Origin of the sequence: Hyphomicrobium sp. ghe19, from assembly GCF_902712875.1 — a bacterium.
GTDB lineage: Bacteria > Pseudomonadota > Alphaproteobacteria > Rhizobiales > Hyphomicrobiaceae > Hyphomicrobium_B.
The window spans coordinates 2,687,588-2,706,300 of the sequence record NZ_LR743509.1 but is presented as its reverse complement, the minus strand read 5'-3'; the positions used below and the strand labels follow the sequence as shown (position 1 = coordinate 2,706,300).

13 protein-coding genes are annotated in these 18,713 nt (G+C 58.5%); 6 read left to right on the top strand and 7 right to left on the bottom strand.

Going from position 1 to position 18,713, the window contains the following annotated elements; translation table 11 throughout:
• Positions 1-70: 70 nt before the first annotated feature.
• From AACL53_RS13125 to AACL53_RS13110, 4 genes are all read left to right on the top strand, one after another.
• On the top strand, positions 71-1,390 hold the full coding sequence (locus AACL53_RS13125) for an efflux RND transporter periplasmic adaptor subunit (protein ID WP_339084968.1): 1,320 nt from the start codon (positions 71-73) through the stop codon (positions 1,388-1,390).
• A gap of 13 nt (positions 1,391-1,403) precedes the next feature.
• A complete protein-coding gene (locus AACL53_RS13120) occupies positions 1,404-4,655 on the top strand; it encodes an efflux RND transporter permease subunit (protein WP_339084967.1) in 3,252 nt (1,083 codons plus the stop codon).
• Positions 4,656-4,696: 41 nt separating this feature from the next.
• The gene (locus AACL53_RS13115) at positions 4,697-5,122 is read left to right on the top strand and encodes a hypothetical protein (RefSeq protein WP_339084966.1); all 426 of its coding nucleotides are present in this window, start codon (positions 4,697-4,699) and stop codon (positions 5,120-5,122) included.
• A 655-nt stretch (positions 5,123-5,777) separates the two neighbouring features.
• Entirely contained in the window at positions 5,778-6,053 is a 276-nt protein-coding gene (locus AACL53_RS13110; RefSeq protein ID WP_339084965.1) for an XRE family transcriptional regulator, read from the top strand.
• Between the two features lie 51 nt (positions 6,054-6,104).
• On the opposite strand, the gene AACL53_RS13105 is transcribed toward AACL53_RS13110, so the two are convergent.
• The 4 genes from AACL53_RS13105 to AACL53_RS13090 all read right to left on the bottom strand — a co-directional run bounded on the left by AACL53_RS13105 (position 6,105) and on the right by AACL53_RS13090 (position 10,065).
• Positions 6,105-6,989: an alpha/beta fold hydrolase gene (locus AACL53_RS13105; protein WP_339084964.1), complete on the bottom strand. Its 885-nt coding sequence runs from the start codon at positions 6,987-6,989 to the stop codon at positions 6,105-6,107.
• A 159-nt stretch (positions 6,990-7,148) separates the two neighbouring features.
• On the bottom strand, positions 7,149-8,183 hold the full coding sequence (locus AACL53_RS13100; protein ID WP_339084963.1) for an isopenicillin N synthase family oxygenase: 1,035 nt from the start codon (positions 8,181-8,183) through the stop codon (positions 7,149-7,151).
• A gap of 65 nt (positions 8,184-8,248) precedes the next feature.
• Positions 8,249-9,013 (bottom strand): hypothetical protein, encoded by a 765-nt coding sequence (locus AACL53_RS13095; protein ID WP_339084962.1) that lies wholly within the window; start codon positions 9,011-9,013, stop codon positions 8,249-8,251.
• 86 nt (positions 9,014-9,099) lie between these two features.
• The gene (locus AACL53_RS13090; protein WP_339084961.1) at positions 9,100-10,065 is read right to left on the bottom strand and encodes a LysR family transcriptional regulator; all 966 of its coding nucleotides are present in this window, start codon (positions 10,063-10,065) and stop codon (positions 9,100-9,102) included.
• A gap of 689 nt (positions 10,066-10,754) precedes the next feature.
• Here AACL53_RS13090 and AACL53_RS13085 point away from each other — a divergent pair.
• Positions 10,755-12,740 (top strand): DEAD/DEAH box helicase, encoded by a 1,986-nt coding sequence (locus AACL53_RS13085; RefSeq protein WP_339084959.1) that lies wholly within the window; start codon positions 10,755-10,757, stop codon positions 12,738-12,740.
• Between the two features lie 73 nt (positions 12,741-12,813).
• Here the strand turns inward: AACL53_RS13085 and AACL53_RS13080 are convergent, their stop codons facing one another.
• From AACL53_RS13080 to AACL53_RS13070, 3 genes are all read right to left on the bottom strand, one after another.
• Positions 12,814-13,749 (bottom strand): DUF5996 family protein, encoded by a 936-nt coding sequence (locus AACL53_RS13080; protein ID WP_339084958.1) that lies wholly within the window; start codon positions 13,747-13,749, stop codon positions 12,814-12,816.
• Positions 13,750-14,131: 382 nt separating this feature from the next.
• Positions 14,132-14,320, bottom strand: coding sequence for a hypothetical protein (locus AACL53_RS13075; RefSeq protein WP_339084957.1), 189 nt, complete (start codon positions 14,318-14,320; stop codon positions 14,132-14,134).
• A gap of 425 nt (positions 14,321-14,745) precedes the next feature.
• Positions 14,746-15,048, bottom strand: a complete 303-nt coding sequence (locus tag AACL53_RS13070; RefSeq protein ID WP_339084956.1) for a hypothetical protein — start codon at positions 15,046-15,048, stop codon at positions 14,746-14,748.
• 1,102 nt (positions 15,049-16,150) lie between these two features.
• Here AACL53_RS13070 and AACL53_RS13065 point away from each other — a divergent pair.
• The gene (locus AACL53_RS13065; protein WP_339084955.1) at positions 16,151-18,556 is read left to right on the top strand and encodes a TonB-dependent siderophore receptor; all 2,406 of its coding nucleotides are present in this window, start codon (positions 16,151-16,153) and stop codon (positions 18,554-18,556) included.
• Positions 18,557-18,713: the final 157 nt, after the last annotated feature.

Genomic DNA, 18,713 nt, shown 5'->3' with positions numbered 1-18,713 from the left:
TCCTCTGAAAAAATTGAAGCTTGGGCGTGCGCTCTGAAATCAGCGCGGCGTTCGGCATGGATTGTCACGTATGAAGCGACTTGGTCTCGTCGCCGGCGGTATTCTCGTCGGCATGTTCGTCGTCGGTGTGTTCTTTTCTCATAAGGGCGGTTCTCAGCTCGGTTTGAAGAATGTCATCGGATTGGAAACACAAGCTCAATCCGCGCATGCGGCGAAAGAGGATGACCACGGGCATGACCACTCGTCAGCGCACGAGCATGGTGGTGAGCCAGTGGGCGGCCCAGAGAACGACCATGGGAGCGGACACGAGAGCGGCCATGAGAAAGGAAGTGAAAAGCTCGCAATCGCCGCCGAACAAATCGCGCAATCCAAGATTTCTGTTCAACCGGCCGAATCCGGCGTTCTTCGCGCGCGCCTGCGCGTTCCGGGAACCATCATTCCCGACCGCAACCGTGTGGGCCGCGTGCCGTCCAAGGTCGTCGGCACGGTTGCCGAACTCAGAAAAGGCCTTGGTGATTTCGTGCAAGCAGGCGAGGTCATTGCGATCCTCGACAGCCGCGAGGTCGCCGATGCGAAAAGCGAATACATCGCGGCGATCGTAAATTTCAGACTGCAGGAGACACTCTACCAACGCGAAAAAACGCTTTGGGAGAAGCAGGTTTCGTCTGAACAGCGCGTTCTTCGCGCCGATGCGACCTTTCGAGAAACACAGGTCCGCCGCGACGTCGCGAAGCAAAAACTTTCCGCGCTGGGCGTCGGCGACGAGTCGATCGCGAAGCTGGCCGACGCCGGCCAGGAGACAGCCGGTCTCGAGCGCTACGAGATCAAAGCCCCCATTAGCGGCCGCATCGTCGAGCAGCTCGTCGATATCGGCACGCCGATGGGTGCGGAAGGCCAGGCTCACGAACTCTATGCCCTCGCTGACCTCTCGAAGGTCTGGGTGGAATTGACGGTATCGCCTCAGGATCTGCCTTCGATCAGAGAGGGTCAGCAGCTCGCCATCGAGGGTACGGGCAAGTCGGATGGCACCATCGTCTTCACGAGTCCCGTGCTCAATCAGGATACGCGTTCGGCACGCGTCATCGCGTCGGTCGACAATCGCGACGGCGCTTGGCGTCCCGGCTCGTTCGTAACCGCCGATATCGCCGTCTCCGAAACGAAAGCCGAGCTGGTGATCCCAAAAGCGGCACTACAGACGATCGAAGGCCGCACGCGCGTGTTCGTTCGAACGCCCGAAGGGTTCGAAGCCCGCGAAATTACGATCGGCGACGACGACGGAAAGGCGGTTGAGGTGCTGTCCGGTTTGAAAGCCGGCGAACTCATCGCTGTGGCGAACACTTTCTTGCTCAAGGCCGAGCTCGGGAAGTCCGAAGCAGCGCACGACCATTGAATAGGATCATGAAATGATCGCTCGACTGCTCTCCTTTTCGGTTCATCAGCGTTGGCTGGTCGTGATGCTGACGCTCGCGGCTGCGACTTACGGCATCTATTCGCTTGATAAGCTGCCTATCGACGCCGTTCCCGATATCACAAACAACCAGGTTCAAATCAATACGATCGCGCCGTCGCTCTCACCGGTCGATATCGAGAAGCAGATAGCCTTCTCCATCGAGACCGCGCTCGCTGGCATTTCCGGACTGGAATACACGCGGTCGCTGTCGCGAAACGGGTTCTCGCAGGTCACTGCCGTATTTTCGGAGAGAACGGATATCTATTTCGCGCGGCAGCAGGTTGGGGAACGCCTGAGAGAAGCGGAAAAGAATTTTCCTGACGGCATAACACCCAAGCTCGGACCCATCTCGACGGGACTTGGCGAGATCTACATGTGGACCGTGCGATACGCCCCGGCGGGGTCCGCGCGTGTCGACGATGGCAGGCCGGGTCCGCAAAGCGACGGCAGCTATCTGACCCCCGAGGGCCAGCGGCTTACGACCGACGTTGAGCGTGCCGCTTATTTGAGGACAGTGCAGGATTGGATCATTCGCCCGCAGATGATCACGGTGCCGGGCATTGCAGGCATCGATGTCATTGGGGGCTATGAGAAGCAGTACGTCGTAGAGCCCGATCCCGCACGCCTTACCGCCCTGAACCTTTCATTCGCTGATATCGCGCAGGCGCTCGAACAAAACAATGTCAATCGAGGCGCTGGCTATGTCGAGAGAAACGGTGAAGGTTTCGCGGTTCTCAGCACGGGACGCCTGACGACGCCCGAGCAGATAGCCAACGTGGTCATCGCGACCCGTGGTGGCGTCGCAATTCGCATAAAGGACGTGGCAACCGCCGGAATCGGTCGCGAGATCAGGACCGGCAGCGCCAGCGAAAACGGCCAGGAAGTGGTCGTGGGAACCGCGCTCATGCTGATCGGCGGGAACAGCCGCACGGTCGCAGCCGCCGTAGACGCCAGGATGCAAGACATTCGTCAAAGCCTTCCTCCTGGCGTCGAGGTACAAACCGTTCTCAACCGGACGCTGTTGGTCGACGCCACGGTCGCGACGGTGAGTAAGAATCTCGCCGAAGGCGCGCTCCTCGTCATCGTCGTCCTTTTCTTGATGCTCGGCAATTTCCGCGCCGCCCTGATCACCGCCTTGGTCATCCCGCTGGCGATGCTCCTGACAATAACGGGGATGGTGCAAACTAAGATCAGCGCCAATCTGATGAGCCTCGGAGCGCTCGATTTCGGTCTGATCGTCGATGGGGCGGTCATTATTGCCGAGAATACGCTGCGCAGAATAGCCGAGCATCAGCGCGATCTCGGCCGCAAACTCGCGCTCGAAGAGCGCCTGCAAGCGGTCATTCGCTCCGCCGAGGAAATGATCAAGCCATCCGTTTACGGGCAGGCGATCATAATCCTCGTCTATGTGCCGTTACTCACGTTCACCGGCATCGAAGGCAAGATGTTCGAGCCGATGGCTCTGACGGTCATCATCGCGCTCGTCGCAGCGTTTGCACTTTCGATGACCTTCGTTCCGGCAGCAATCGCCATTGCGCTATCGAAACGCGTCGAGGAAAAGGAAAACATTTTCGTTCGTATCCTCAAACGTATTTACGAGCCATTGCTGCGCAGAGCTATGGCGAAACCTCTCTTCTTTGTCGTAGGTGCATTGGGACTTCTGGTATTTGCCGGTTCGCTGTTTGCGAAGCTGGGACAGGAATTCATCCCGACCCTCGACGAACGGAACTTGGCGATGCACGCGATCCGCATCCCGAGTACATCGCTTTCGCAGTCTCAACAGATGCAACTCGAGCTGGAGAAGGTCGTCAGCAAGGTCGACGAGGTCGCATTCGTTTATTCGAAGACGGGCACGGCGGAAGTCGCGTCCGATCCCATGCCGCCGAACGTTTCCGACACCTTCATCATCCTGAAACCGGCGAAGGAGTGGCCGGATCCGGCGCTCGGCAAAGATGCGCTCGTTGCAAAGATCCTTGCGGCGATCGAAAAGCAGCCCGGAAACAATCTCGTATTCTCGCAACCCATCCAGATGCGGTTTAACGAGCTTTTGGCCGGCGCGCGAGGCGACCTGGCCGTAAAGGTCTTCGGCGAAGAGTTCGAGCCGATGCTCCGAACCGCCAATCAGGTGGCGTCCATCTTGCGAAACACCGAGGGCGCGACGGATATCAGCGTAGAGCAGGTGTCGGGCCTGCCGTTCCTCGCAATCGAGATCAATCAGGAAGAAATCGCGCGGCTCGGCCTGAGTGTCATGGCTGTGCAAGACGTGATTGGCGCTGCAATCGGCGGTCGCGAAGCCGGTGTCGTCTTCGAAGGTGACCGCCGGTATCCGATAATCGTCCGCTTGCCCGACGGCATGCGCGAGGATTTGGAGAAGCTGAAGCATTTGCCGGTGTCGCTGCCGCCCGACAGCTCTGGCAAGACATCCTCCGTACTTCTCGAACAGGTGGCGAGCTTCGCCTTCACGGAAGGTCCCAACCAGATCAGCCGCGAGAACGGAAAAAGGCGCGTCGTCGTGACGGCCAACATTCGCGGTCGCGACATCGCTTCAGTCGTAGCGGACGCACAAGGGAAGGTTGCGAACGAAATCAAACTTCCGCCGGGGCACTATATTTCCTGGGGAGGTCAGTTCGAGAACCTGGCCGCCGCACAGAAGCGAATGATGCTCGTCGTGCCGGCGTGCTTCTTCTTGATCTTCTTGCTGTTGTATTCGGCGCTCGGATCTGCGCGAGATGCGCTGTTGGTGTTTTCCGCCGTGCCGCTTGCCCTGACTGGCGGCATCATAGCCTTGTGGTTGCGCGACATGCCGTTCTCGGTGTCGGCGGCTGTTGGCTTTATCGCACTTTCCGGTGTCGCGGTCCTCAACGGGCTCGTGATGATGACGAGCATAAATCAGCTCGTCGAGCAGGGGGTTGAACGCCGCAAGGCGATTTTCGACGGCGCGGTGACACGGCTCCGGCCTGTTGTCATGACGGCGCTCGTTGCTTCCCTCGGTTTTGTGCCCATGGCGCTTTCCACGGGCACCGGTGCGGAAGTTCAAAAGCCGCTCGCAACCGTGGTTATCGGCGGCCTCGCGAGCGCGACCATCCTTACGTTGCTCATTCTACCGGCGCTTTGCGCCAGGTTTGGAAATACATCGACAGCGAAGGATGAACGCGACAACCGGGCGCAAACGTTCGCGGCTTCTTCGGGAGCGGCATCCACATGAGATGCAAAAGGCATAATTCATCACGGGCAAGGGCGGGGGGAGTGCTGACCCGATACATTTCGGCCTTCCTGCTGGCTCTGATTTTGCCGGCCGTGGTCATCGCGGCGCCGCTTCGTTATTGCGCGGGACAGAACGGCCATCGAGCCATCGAAATTGCGCACGCGAAAGTACTCACCCATGCCGGACCGGATGCGAAACACAGTATCGCGCCGGAAGACGTTCGGCACACGCCTCATGTCAGCGGTTCGGACTGTGAAGATAAGCTGCTGCTTCCGCTGGTCGCCAAATCGAAACCGCGCTGCGTACCCCGGCCAAGCGTAGAGCCAGTTCTCGGACGAGATTTCCATATCGATCTCAGAGCCAGCACGCAGTGGCTGGCACACCTCACATCGCGCCTCGTGGTTGTCCATCTGAGGAAGCCCGATCCACGCCTGGATACCCTCAGGACTGTGGTGTTGCTGAATTAGACGTCAGCACGAGGAGCAGCAAAAGGCTCGTCTCGCACGAAGCTTCGCGATTCTGCGCCTGAAACCCGCCGCTCACCGAATTTCGCTCGGCGATTGAATTGTGCGCCTCACGCGCTTCACGCCGATTGAGTGAACCATCTCAAATCGAGGACATCGTCAGATGTATACGACGAAGCCAATCCCGCCCGCCGCACTCCTGATAGGAGCCGTCGCAGCAGTCTTTATCTCAATCGGCAGTGCCTTTTCGTTCGCCGCGGAGAGTGCAGTAACGAGCGACACGACACGTTCGTATGGCGAGCTTGTTGTCGCCGACGCGCACCCGTATCGGCATTGTCACAATATATTTACGCGAACGTACTGCCACAAGGCGGATCGCCTTCCACAGAATTGGCCGCCGAACACCGACACACCTCACCGTTCCGGATCCGACGCCGATACTCGGAAAGACTGTACGACCGGCGCAAAAGGCTGCGGCTCGAACTCTCAATACGGGAAGGGATAAGCGGAGGCTGGACGCTGAGGTGCCTGCGGCGCCTCAGCGTCGGGTCGCCAAACACATCCTATCGCAGGCCGATGACTGATGATGAACAAGGCACAAATTTCAGCGGCTCGCTTTAACGCACGACGATCCGCATTCGAACCTAAGGAACGAACATTGTTCGAGGCAAACATCGATGAAAAGTGGAACTCGCGCCTCGATGACGCGAGAAAGGTGGTCGCAGCGCAAATTGTGGAATCGGTCAAGACCAAGTGGGGAACGGCCGTTGCGCTCGAGGCAGCAACGGGGATTTGCCAGACGGAAATTTCTCGCATTCGTCATGGAAAATTCGATCGATTCTCGCTTGAGCGATTGGTTCGTCTGCTTCGGATCGTCGATCCCGATGTGGAGGTGGAACTGAAGCTGAAGGTCGTACCCAGAGGGGATGGCTGATACTGTGGATAGCGCCTCAGACTCCCTGTTCTTCCCCGCAAGCGATGAACATCAATCGGCGAAGAACTGCAGAAAGGCCGCGAGCGTGGCCTGAGACGCCTCTTCCGGAACGAAGTGTCCGCAATCGAGCGCTTCGCCCTGGAGGAGGCCGCGAGTCTTCTCCCGCCAGCATGCGAGCACGTCGAATTGGCGCCCCACTGTTCCGCGGCTTCCCCACAACACGAGCATGGGTGCCACGATCCGATGCGACGCGACGTCGTCTGAGTGGTCGTGCTCCAGATCGATGGTCGCCGCTGCGCGATAGTCCTCGCACGCAGCATGGACAGCGCCCGGCGCCGTGAATGCCTCTATGTAGGCAGACATGGCCTCATCGGTAATCGCCCCGTCGCTTTTGCACCAGCTGCTCAAGGTTCTGCGCAGGTAGAATTCAGCTTCCGCGCCGATGAGGCGTTCGGGCAGATCAAAGGGTTGAATCAGAAAAAACCAATGGTAGTAGGCTTCGGCGAAGTCGCGGTTCGAGTTCGCGTACATGGTTGCCGTCGGAGCAATGTCGAGGACAGCAAGGCGGAGGACCCGCTCGGGATGATCGAGCGCGAGGCGGTGAGCGACGCGACCGCCGCGGTCGTGCCCGGCGAGATAAAAGCGCTCGAAGCCGAGTGCAGACATCGCGCGCACCTGGTCTATGGCCATCGCGCGTTTCGAATAATTGAGATGGTTCGGTCCCTCTACAGGCCTGCTCGAGGCGCCATAGCCTCTGAGATCAGTGGCAACGACGGTGAAGTGCTCTGCCAGAGGTTCAGCGATCTTGTGCCAGCAAACGTGCGTCTGCGGATATCCATGCAGCAATAGAAGCGGCGGTCCTGTGCCCTTGGAGCGCGCGAATATTTTCACGTCGTCACCGACATCGATCAGTTCTGATTTGAACCCGTCAAACATGGCTGCTCGATAATGTTCCGGCCGACACGGCAACATTAGTCCATGAGCCACGCATGACCCAGCCCTATTTGCCGCTCGTCCGACCGGCAACCCACCGCGAGGGCCGCGGCTCGTCGCTTGTAACAGCCACGACTTGCGATGCGCCTTCGGCGTCTTCGATCAATATTTCTGCCGGGCCTCCTGTCCGAAAGACGACAACGGCGCCGATCCTTCGGGCAACACGATCTCGCCCCGCGCACGACGCTCTTTCAAATAGGTGAAGCTCTGCATCGTCTGGGCAAAAAGGTGTTCACCTGCCTTCAGAGAAGCGCGCATTGGCTTGTCCCCGGTCGCGTAACGCTGCAACGGAGCGACAACCGTGTCATAGTCGGCCGCGAAAAATAACGGAAACGAATAGCGCTCTTCCGAAACTTTTCTAACGCGATGCGAGGTTGCGGTGAACTCGCCATTCGTCCAGATCTCCATCATATCGCCGACGTTGACGACGTAGGCGCCGGGAAGGGGAGGAGCGTCGATCCATTCGCCGGCGCCGTTCATGACTTCAAGTCCGGGGCTTGTCGATCTCAACAGCGTGAAGCACTCGTAATCGGTATGAGCTCCGATTCCGGGGCGATCTTCCGCGCTCGTGTCGAAAGGATAATGGATCAACCGCAACTGGCTTGGCGGCTTGGTGACGTATTGATCGAAGAACGTCGGCTCTTCGCCGATTGCCATCGAGAAGCCCCGCAATAGGACGCGGCCCAAAGCGAAGACCGCCCTGTAGTAGTCGTCGACCGCGGTGGCGAATCCCGGCAGCTCCGGCCATTGGTTGGGTCCTAGAAGCGGATTTCCCGAAACAAAATCCGGATCGTCGGCCGGCAAATCCATCGAGAGATCGTAAGCCTCTTTCTTGTCTTTCGTTCCAGAGGCGAAGACCTCTTCGCCCTCCGGAACGTAGCCGCGATGACAACGCGAGTTGCCGATGTAGACCTTCATTTTCTCGTCGTGCGGCAACGCAAAGAAGCGCTTGGTCGCATCGAGAACACCGTCAAAAAGCGACTCGTCGATGCCGCCGCCCGTGATGTAGACGAAGCCGACTTCGCGAGCCGCCTTGCCAAGCTCTTCGGCAACCGCCTTCTGCTCGGCAATCGTACCGATGCGGAGCTTGGTGATATCGACGATGGGGATACTCGAGAAGTTTTCCGATGTGCTCATGTCGTGCCTCGTAAATCCGTGGGATGAGAAACCTGATCGTCGTGTTCCTGCTCTGATGAATTTTGTTATTGAGCATCGACTTCGAGGTCGACGATCTTCCAGTTTCGCACTGTCGCTTTGCCGGCCTCGGTGATGTCCGCAATCGCAATACTTTCGCTGTCGATCGAAAACGAGGGTGCGAGATCCGCCTTGACGCGGAAAGGCAGGCTGGATCGATCGATCAACCACGCGCCGTCACGCACGCGGCCCAGTGAAATTTCGCAATCGAGCAGTGTCCGCGCTTCTTCAGGCGAGCAGCCCATCACGAGATCGACAAGCGAACCTCCGCGGGGAAGCGCAAACGCGCGGTTTCGCGCGTACATGAAAACATCGCCGACCTGGACAAGAAATCCTTCGAGGCCCTTCTGGTCTTGCATTCGTGCTGCGAAGTGCGGACGAGTGCGCGGCGATGTTTGATGCCAGTGCTCGATGTAGGGAATGTCTCGACCGCGCTCGACGAGGACGCCGTCGGAGAAACTCAGGTAGCCGGCATCCGCGGTGTCGCTCGCGCACTGATAATCCATCATGCGGCGCCATTCGAAGGCGTCGCCGTCGCTCCCAAACCGGCCTGCGAAGCCCTCCTGACGCGCCAGCCATTTGAAATGATCGGGCTGCAAGTCATCCAGACAAGCGACGTCGTTAAACGATGGCGCATCGTGCGGTTGTCGCAGATCGGCGAATAGGCTCGGACCTTGCAGCCATGCGACGAACGTTGTCGTATCTTTGCGACCATCCGGCCACGCGATCAGCGAGCGCTCCCACAAACCGATCGTATCTTTGACTTCAACCATCAGCGCCTCACGAAAGAGAAGGCAGCATGACATCGGTACGGGATCGTCAGAAGCCGCTGCATATCGATGCGAGCCATAGAAAAAATCTATGGCTCGATGTGCCCCGCGCTATATCCCGGACCCTCGGGCTTCAAATTCGAGTCTGTCATGTCGAGAAGTGCGCGCGCCGGCGCACTGAGCTTTGCGTCGCGCGTGATCAGGAAAACATGATATGTCGGCAAAATAGCTGGATCGAGCATCGGCCAAAGTTCACCAGCTTCGACAGCCTCAGCCGCAACCGCCGTCGGTAGAAAGCCGATCCCGATGCCGATTTGAATAAGACGCTTCACCTCGTACAGCGTCTCCGCAGACGCGCCTGCGCGTTCACCGAGCCCATACCGTCTGCGAAAGCCGGTAAGCTCCGCGGGCTCATCCTTTCCCGTTAAAACAAAAGTTTCATCGGCCGCAATTTCGGGTTCCGATATCCCTTTGCCGAATGCCGGATGTCCCCGGCCACAGTAAAGCTGCTGCCATTCGCGCATGAGCGGGCGATAACAAAGCTCGGGACTAGCGACAGCGTCGCAAGCAATCCCGATATCCGCGCTGCCGTCCTTGACCGACAGCACCACATCGCGCCACGGCGCAATATCGAGACGAATCTCAACGTCAGGATTGATTTGATGGAAGGCGACCATCGCCTGGTCGAATTCGGGCGCGACGAGATCTGAAATTACACGCACGGTTACGAGCCCCTGCAAGTTTGCCGAAGTCCTCGCCACTTCGCCGGGGAGGCCCGATATCAAAACCTCGATTTCCTCGGCGGACTTGAGGAAGGAGCGCGCCGCGGGCGTCAACGCGACACCTCTTGCCGTTCTGACAAAAAGCTTGGCCCCGACGTGATCTTCGAGGCGTTTGAGGCCAGCACTTATGGTCGGTTGCTGCTTGTTGAGTGCGCGTGCTGCCGTGCTGATACCGCCGGACCGCACGATGCCGAGGAACAATTTGACCAGGTTCCAATCGAGATTGCGGGCGAAGAGCTGACCGTTCTTTGATACGCGTAGTCCGTCGGCCATGTAGGACAGCTTATCCTGTGCGTTAGCGTCTTCCACGCAAAGTGACGAGAGCAAACGCTCGAATGAATGCTCCAGCTTTTGGCAATTGATGGGTCGCGTCAAGCTCATTGCTTGTGCAAAGAACGCCTGAATTTCATGCACAAAGCCGATGTCATCCGCGCCATCGGAAGCACGCGCAAATCAATTTGGAAGTGGCTCGAGATCGCGGGGCGAACAGCGAAACAGAGAGCGACGTCTACGGCAAAAATCACCATCGTTGAACAGTGTCGGCGGCGCTAGTCGATCGCCGGGAAATGGCTTCCGAGCGGCTCGTCGCAGTTGACCATGTGAAAGGAAGAGGGTCAGCTTGCAGTAATGCTGGATATGTTGACCGGCGGAGAAATCGGCTGGAACTGGTGCTAGCGTCCGGTCATTGGAGATCCGTCGAAGGCTTCGTCATTAGCGCCACCGCAAATCGACATAAGAGAATTCAAGCCGAACACTCGAATGTCCAATAATGGGCCACGCCGGCCGAAAGACGGCCCGAAGTTTGTGGCAGACTAACTAACATTCGAAGCGCGCCAACGTGCCCGCTAGCGTTAACGCCGAATACCGTCTAGGCGTGCGAAGTTGCGACATTCTTGGCAACGTGCGCCTGCCACTCGGATAGAGCCCGGCAGGCTTCCTCCATTCGAAAAGTCTTCCTGATCATGACCTTCCCGTCGGTTCATCCCGCGCTCGGCCGCGCAATTGTCACGCGCGGCTACTCGGCGCCGACCGCCGTACAACTCGCCGTTCTCGAGGCCAACACGGTGGGGCGCGATTTGCTGGTCTCGGCACAGACCGGCTCCGGGAAAACGGTCGCCTTCGGACTTGCTGTCGCCCCGACGTTGCTCGGAGAAGCGGAACGTTTGCCCCAAGCTGCCGAGCCCTTGGCCCTGATCATCGCCCCTACGCGTGAGCTTGCCATGCAGGTGCAGCGCGAACTCGACTGGCTCTATGCGGACACCGGGGCGCGTATCGTGGCCTGCGTCGGCGGCATGGACGCGCGCGCTGAAGCCCGCCAACTCGGCTTCGGCGTCCATATCGTGGTCGGCACGCCCGGACGCCTGCGCGACCATTTAGAACGGCGGCGGCTTGACCTGACGAAACTCGCAGCCGTTGTGCTCGACGAGGCCGATGAGATGCTCGATCTCGGATTCCGTGAGGACCTGGAATTCATTCTCGATGCGACTCCGGAAAGCCGCCAGACGCTCCTGTTCTCGGCCACCATGCCGCGAGAGATTGAAGCGCTGGCACGGCGCTACCAGCGCGACGCCGTTCGCATCGAGACGGCAAAGCGCAACGAGCAACACTCCGATATCGAATATCGCGCCATTCGCGTTGTGCCGGGCGACGTCGAAAATGCCGTCGTCAACGTGCTGCGGTTTCATGAAGCCGGCGCCGCTCTGGTGTTCTGTTCGACGCGCGAAGCTGTAAAGCGGACGCACGCCCGCCTCGTAGAGCGCGGCTTTTCTGCCGTGGCCCTTTCGGGAGAGTTGACGCAGAACGAACGCACGCATGCGCTGCAAGCACTGCGCGATGGCCGCGCCCGCGTCCTCGTCGCGACGGACGTGGCGGCGCGTGGGCTCGACTTGCCGGCTCTCGCGCTCGTCATTCACGCCGATCTGCCCAACGATGCCGAGACGCTTCTTCACCGCTCGGGTCGCACGGGCCGGGCCGGCAACAAGGGCCTGTGCACGTTGATCGTTCCCTTCAACCGCCGGCGAAAGGCCGAAGCTCTGCTGGCGGGCGCCAAGCTCAAGGTCACGTGGGGTCCGGCGCCGACTGTTGAGGAGATCCGCGCGCGCGATCAGGAGCGCTTCCTGGCCAGTTCTATCTTCACCGATCCCGCGACGGACGAGGATCAGAAGCTTGCGCAATCCCTTCAGGCCAACCGCACGGCAGAAGAGATTGCTCTCGCCCTGGTTCGCATCCACCGTGCTCAGCTTCCCGCGCCGGAAGATCTTGCTGAGGATGCTGGGCCGCCGCGCCGCGATGACCGCGCGCGAGCACCCCGGGAGCGGGGCGAGCATCGGCAAGAACGCAGTCATGCGCCGCATAATCGAGACGAGCGCTCGAGCACGCGCCTAGGAGACAGCCGCTCCACGCGCCCCGTTCGCGATCAGGGCCGTGAGATGGTGTGGTTCCGGGTCGATATCGGCCGCGAGCGCAAAGCCGAACCTCGCTGGCTGCTGCCGCTTCTCTGCCGCGCCGGCAATGTGACGAAGGCCGAGATCGGTTCCATCAAGATCTTCGACCGTGACACGCGCTTTCAGGTCGCCGCCGAATTTGCAGACAAGTTCGCGGATGCCGCGAGTTCAATGAAGCCCAACGAGGGGCGGATCTCGCGCATTGGCGCCTCCATGGATGACGGCGCTGGTTTGCGGGACAATCCGGCCCCTGCTGCCGGACCGCGGAAAGACGACGGGGCCAACGCCGCAAACTCGTCCGGTCCTCAAACGGATCACCGCGCGAAGGCTCCATGGCGAGATCGAAACAAGGAGAAGGCCGGAGCGCATCCGCATCGAAAACGTGACGCATCGAAAGCTCATCCCAAGGGCCCTGAAGCTCACCCCGGTTCGTCAAAATCAAAGGGCGCAAAAAAGCCGGGTTCGAAGCCCTTTCATAAAAAGAAGCACCGCCCGGCCTCGTAGACTTGGGAAACGATATCCCGACGTGAACAAGTCTACTCATGGTTTGAACACGCGAAGGAAGGGCCGCGAAACGTCAGAGAGGTCGAGGAACATCGATTTGGCCGCGCGGACATTCCAAGGATTCTCGATCCCAATTGGCTAGCCGGGCGGCTGCCTCGTATGTTGTTTCGAGGAAGCCTAGAAGCAATTGATCGGGATCGGACGCACTTTTCACCACACTGTACGGCAGGATGAACTCACCCGCCTTCGCATCAAAGAAGGCTTGATCGGGCGCGACCCGGTAAGATGAAAAGCCGTTCGGTGCTGGATAGGCATAGGAATAGAATGCGGGGTAGTCGACCGGACCGCCCCCTGGCCAAAATCCGGCAGAGCTGACTTCGTGCGAATAGGCTTCCCGCGTTACGGCATCAGGCAGCCCAGGAACGCCACCCGGATGGAGCGGCGCGCGGCGTCCCGAAAATCGCGTTACTGCCAGATCGAAACTGCCCCAAAATAAATGGACCGGGCTGACCTTGCCCAGGAAGCCCGTACGAAAACACTTCAGCACGCGATCAACCTGGACGAGCGCGCGCCAAAATCGGTGCACCGCATCCGCGTCGTAGGACCTTTGTGCAGTGTCTATCTCGAATGGAACCGCGTCAGGGACTTCGTTTGGTCTGCCGTTGATTTTGGTCGTGACTCCGAGCCCATCCGTCAATTCGCCGAAGCGCGTGTAGAAATCAGCCACGCTCATCGGCTGCAGTACGAAAGCTCCTCTCGAGCCGTCGGTGGCTGTGCCGATCAGGCTATGATCTATGAAGTCGAAGTCGAACTGCACACCCCGATTGCCCACAGGGATCAAGGATGTCGTCAGGCCGCAGGACGTGACATAGAACGTCGCGTGCCAGGAATGGTTGACCCATGGAGTGCGCGCGAGGCGATACTTGCCCACAATCTGGGTCCATAAATGCAAAGTGGCGCAGGAATCTTTCCATGGTGCATAAGGAATGTCGGGCCACGCATCTGTCATGTCTCGTCACCTTTGGCGACCGTTGACGCCGATCCCAGAGTATCCGCTTAGCATCGATAAGCGGAGTTTCGAGAGAAGACCCGTTTGCAGATGTCCCGCGATAACGATGTCAATTGGGATCGCGTGACATGGGGCGCCGGGCCGCTTGGCTCAAGATCGCGTTGATCCGATAGCTGCTGTCCGAGGCTCGGGGCCAGAAACTGACCTAACGCAACTAGATCACATGTCATCCTGACGCTCGGCCGGCGTGAGCGCCCGCACTCTTCCTTCTTGCGACGTCTCGTTGCTTCGTCCTCTTGATCTGAAAGGCAAGCACGTGCACCCATCCCTCTAACCAGGTGGAACGGAAAGCGACGGGCGAATTCAATTCAGCTATCGAAGTTTATCTGACGAGAAAGAAATACATTCCCAGCAGGAGTACCGCCATGAACGCTAGGAACGTTCTCGCGATCCGGAGCGCAGATTGATAGAAGCGCACATGCTCGTCAAACTCTTGGGTGTCGGGAACATGCCCCGAGGCTCCACGTTGCTCACCCTCGCGTTGCAAAATGCCCAGAGCAGAATCAGCCATGAAATCATCTCCCAAAAAAATTGGTCTGAATTTTTCGTGCCATTCGCGCAGGTGAATGCTTGGAGTTCACAGGGCGGAGTAAGCAAGTCCAGACTTTGGAAATATGATTTTCGGCAGTGCAGTGAGGGATGTCTTCGCCCCGTCGCTCATACCGAGATTGCCAGTTTCCGGGCCGGCGTTCAATGCGCTCCGTAGAGGCTCAAACGAAAACTTTTTGCCCGCATATCCTTCTGACACCGGCTACGGCCGCTCGAATACAGGGCGGACATCAAGGCGCGAAAGCGCCCGTCGTTGATGCTCTGGGTCGAAAACATTGGAGCCTACGCGATGAACTTCCTCGCGGGCCTGCAATCCTTTTTCGACCCAGTAGAATCGAAGCCCTCTTCCAAAGTCGCGCTATTCTTCATTTGCGCCGAGTAGCGGTGTCACGCGGGGAAGCAAAGCCAGGCGCCTAAGCAGGTTTTGGGTGTCGTCACTTTGCACGCCGTCTGCGTGGAGTGACACGTCGTCGTTCCTGAGCCGTCTTCGCACTTCGTGTGGACGGGACCCTTGCCCACGCGGCCCTGCCCATAGATGATGTTTGCAAGGCCGTGCGTCGAGAAGAGCTCGGCGATATCATGGGTCACAGCTTCGCCGACCGCTCCGACCTTGACGCAATCAGCCTGAGCCGTTGCCGACAGCGCGCAGAAGGCCGCCGCAGCGGCCAAACCTAGTTTTAAAGAACGCATTTGCCCCTCCAAAAAGGATTTATCCCGCCTGGAAGCTAGTTGAGCGTGTGGCCCTCCACAACAGAACTGGCCTGCCGCAAGCCGGGCTAACCCGCAAGAAACCGGAAAGCGTGCCGCATTTGCCACCATGCGCTGGTTGGCAGACATATCGCCTCCGCGACTAAAACGGCCTTTCGCGTTTATCACGATGTCCGCTTTCTGAAGCGCTCGTTCAGGCTTTCCTTTTGCTAGAAACGACATCCGCAGCACGCCAACTACGTTGAGGATGATTCACGCCGGGTGTGCTTGCCGTCAGGTGTCGCGGGCTCCTAGGCAGTCGGAGCGACGGTAGGTGGTGACGTACCGACATCCTCCTTGTGCGGATTGGCGGGTGCTAGCGTTCGGACCAGCACATAGAAGACCGGCGTGAAGATGCTTCAACGTCGATCTGAAGTCAGCGGACCGGTGCTGAAAGCTTCGGCGTCGAAGTTGCTCCGCGCAAAGTCCTGAGGCCACATCCGGCTTCTATTGAGGGAAGGGTCTGCATCGGAAGTCCCGCTAAGCCCCCATGACGCGGACAACGCGCGAGAGATCTAAGCCTCAAGCCCGGCTTGCGTTGAGATCAGCGTCAGCCAAGGGTGTAGGTCGAGACGATCCCAAAAACGAACAGTGAGATGAAGACAAGTACGGCAAGCGCGCTGAAGATCGCACCCGTCCTGTTTGGTCGCGGTGAATAGTAGTCCCCGGAATGCGAATAGTAATTCATGGGCACCTCACGCTCAGCAATGACTTGTTCGAATCTAAGCGGCCGACAAGTCGTTCTTTTCAAATCCCGAATGGACAATCCGCATACCGGCTGGATCGAAACTCCGCCAGCACCGGCATGCGCTCGCCTGCGGACACCCGATGCGCGCACCAACGCCCGCTGATGAGAACACATCACCAATCATCAACCAACACCGCACCGGACGTGTACAGATGATTCGACCGCGCTGCTACCTCGGCATCAGCGAAGGCTAGGCCGTTTGGCCAACTCGCATGTTGTATACTTCTAAAGTATTGATTTATGCGTTGGCGAGACCGGCACGTCATAAGCCGGTTCCAGTAAAGTCTGGGGGGATCAATGTTGCGTACGCGTACGGCGCTTTCGCGCCGGGCTGTGGGTATGCTTGTCGTTTTTTCTTCGACTTCATCCGTATTTGCCGTGAGCACGGCCGCGCTGGCAGAAGAAGAGAAGCCCGCGCAATTGCCGGCGGTGACAGTCGACGTTGGCAATCACGGCGAAGAGTCGAAAGCCAAAAAGGGATCCGGCAAAACGTCGGTGACGAAGGCAGCCTCCATCAAAGCGCGGCCGAAAGAAGCCGTACCCACTGGATCACACAAAATTTCGGACGGCGCTTCGCCGCCGTCCTCCAATAATCTCGGAACGGCGAATGACTCGGTCGGCGGGAGCCCCGCTCGCGGTTTGGAGCAAGTGCCAGCACTCGGCAAAACCGGAACGCCACTCGGGAACCTACCGGCGAGTGTTCAAATCATTCCCAAAAAGTTGTTGAACGAGCAGGGCGCAACCACGCTGCAGCAGGCCGTCACCAACGCTAGTGGTATCAATGCTGGGGGGCAGGACTCGCTTGGGTACTTCGATCACTTTCTCATTCGCGGCCTCAATGCTCAGGTCTATAGCGATGGTTTCTCGGACGGCGATCAACTCGGCGGACTTTCCCATTCGCTGAACGGAGTGCAGGGCATAGAGATTCAGGAGGGCCCAGGTTCCGCGCTCTTCGGAAGCGGCCCGCCGGGCGGCACGATCAATATCCTTCATTACAAACCATCGTCAGAGTTTCATTATGGCGACAGCTTGCAGGTCGGGTCTTTTGGCACCATCACCGACAACTTCTTTGTCACCGGCCCTTCGACTCTTCCGGGTCTAGACTATCGGGTCGACGCGACGGTTTCCCATTCGGACGGGTTCCGCGATCTCGAAAGTCAAGACTACGAGATCAGGCCGGACTTCATCTGGCATTTTGGTGATCATACGTTTGAGTTCGCACTCGATGCCCGTCATCTCGATCAGACGCCCGATTCCTACGGGCTAATCTATTTCAAGGGGCAGCCAATCACGGGGGTTCCCATCGATGCAAAATACTCGACGCCGTTTGCCGATGCCACGCAGGATTTCCTTCGCCCGACGTTCGCGGACTCCTGGAACGTCAACGATTTCCTGACGGTGAATAACCGATTTTCCTATCTTTATCGCACTCTCGACGCCGTTCGGAACGGCGACAGCACACGCACCTTTGTTTGCACGAACCCCGCTACGCAGAAAGACCCTGTAACCGGGAAAGCGTGCATACCTGATCAAGTGGTCGGGCGGCAGCTTCGCCAGCAAAGCGACACCGACAATGACCTCGACTATCAATTTGAGCCGGTCTGGAAGTTTTCGACAGGCGCTGTCAGTCATACGTTGCTGACTGGATTCGAGGTCCAGCATGAAACCCTTTCTACGAGCCGGTCGACAGCCGATCTACCGAACATCGCCGATGCATTCGCGCCGGTACCTCCGGAAACATCTCTGAACGGTCTTACGTTCAAGTGCGATGCATCGCATTCGTGCGATGATGATCACCTCGCCGCGACCTATCTCAGCCTCTATGCCACCGATCAGATCGATGTCACCGATCGGTGGAAAATCCGCGCCGGTGTTCGCAAAGATTGGTGGGACACGACGCTTGATCCGCAGATCACCGTGCCGGGCCGCTTCACGAGCGAAGGGACGCCCCTCGTCGCGGGTGTGACACAAGAAAGGGACGACGCTCCGGTGAGTTGGAATGTCGGCACGCTGTACAAACTGTTCCCGGGTGTGTCGCCGTATTTCGGTGTTTCGGAAAGCCATCTCACGAACTTCAATTCCGAGAATACGCAGAACGGCATCGGCGCTCCGGAATCGGCGTTTCAGTACGAGGCGGGAATCAAGTTCTCAATGTTCGATGGCATGGTCGTCCTGAATACCGCCGCCTTCACCGTTTCTCGAGACAACGTCGCAACGGCCACAACGATTAATGGTGTCGAAGGTGTCGTGTTCGACAGTCAGCGGACCAAAGGCGTAGAAGCGTCCGTTGACGCCAAGATCACAGACCAATGGCACGTTCTTGCTAATATGACGGCTCAGGATGCGGTGATCACCGCGAATCCTCAGGCCATAACGTCAGTCGGTAATCATCCTCAAGGTGTTCCGCCCTACATGGCCAATCTTTGGACCACGTACCAATTCTCCATCGCTGGCGTGCGAGGTTTCCAAGTCGGCGCCGGCCTGAACTACCGAGACGTGACATTCAGTGACATCACGAACAAAAACTCTGTGCCTTCCTACGTCATCGGCAATGCGATGCTCGGCTACGAGGCGCAGACCTGGGGCGTGACTCTCGACGTCGATAACATCACCGACGAACGGTATTTCGTTGCTGCAAACGGCGCCGGGGCGTTTGTCGGCAATCCGCTAAGCGCCTTCGTCAATATCCACTTTAAGGAATGAGCGACCGTCACTTGCAAATGAGTAGCAAGTGCATTTAAGTAGCTGATATTAATTGACTTTATTCGTTTGCGCACCTATGCACCGCCTATCGGGGAGTAGCTACCGCTCGATGAGCGGGATCGCGTCAACAGGCTCGCGCAGCGCGCGTGGTGCGGTC

Bases quoted from the DNA above. Each gene is read 5' to 3' on its own strand.
- AACL53_RS13105 (WP_339084964.1), bottom strand. From the start codon at position 6,989: ATGTTTGACGGGTTCAAATCAGAACTGATCGATGTCGGTGACGACGTG.
- AACL53_RS13065 (WP_339084955.1), top strand. From the start codon at position 16,151: ATGTTGCGTACGCGTACGGCGCTTTCGCGCCGGGCTGTGGGTATGCTT.
- AACL53_RS13075 (WP_339084957.1), bottom strand. From the start codon at position 14,320: ATGGCTGATTCTGCTCTGGGCATTTTGCAACGCGAGGGTGAGCAACGT.
- AACL53_RS13080 (WP_339084958.1), bottom strand. From the start codon at position 13,749: ATGACAGATGCGTGGCCCGACATTCCTTATGCACCATGGAAAGATTCC.
- AACL53_RS13070 (WP_339084956.1), bottom strand. From the start codon at position 15,048: ATGCGTTCTTTAAAACTAGGTTTGGCCGCTGCGGCGGCCTTCTGCGCG.
- AACL53_RS13085 (WP_339084959.1), top strand. From the start codon at position 10,755: ATGACCTTCCCGTCGGTTCATCCCGCGCTCGGCCGCGCAATTGTCACG.
- AACL53_RS13095 (WP_339084962.1), bottom strand. From the start codon at position 9,013: ATGGTTGAAGTCAAAGATACGATCGGTTTGTGGGAGCGCTCGCTGATC.
- AACL53_RS13090 (WP_339084961.1), bottom strand. From the start codon at position 10,065: ATGGCCGACGGACTACGCGTATCAAAGAACGGTCAGCTCTTCGCCCGC.
- AACL53_RS13100 (WP_339084963.1), bottom strand. From the start codon at position 8,183: ATGAGCACATCGGAAAACTTCTCGAGTATCCCCATCGTCGATATCACC.
- AACL53_RS13120 (WP_339084967.1), top strand. From the start codon at position 1,404: ATGATCGCTCGACTGCTCTCCTTTTCGGTTCATCAGCGTTGGCTGGTC.
- AACL53_RS13125 (WP_339084968.1), top strand. From the start codon at position 71: ATGAAGCGACTTGGTCTCGTCGCCGGCGGTATTCTCGTCGGCATGTTC.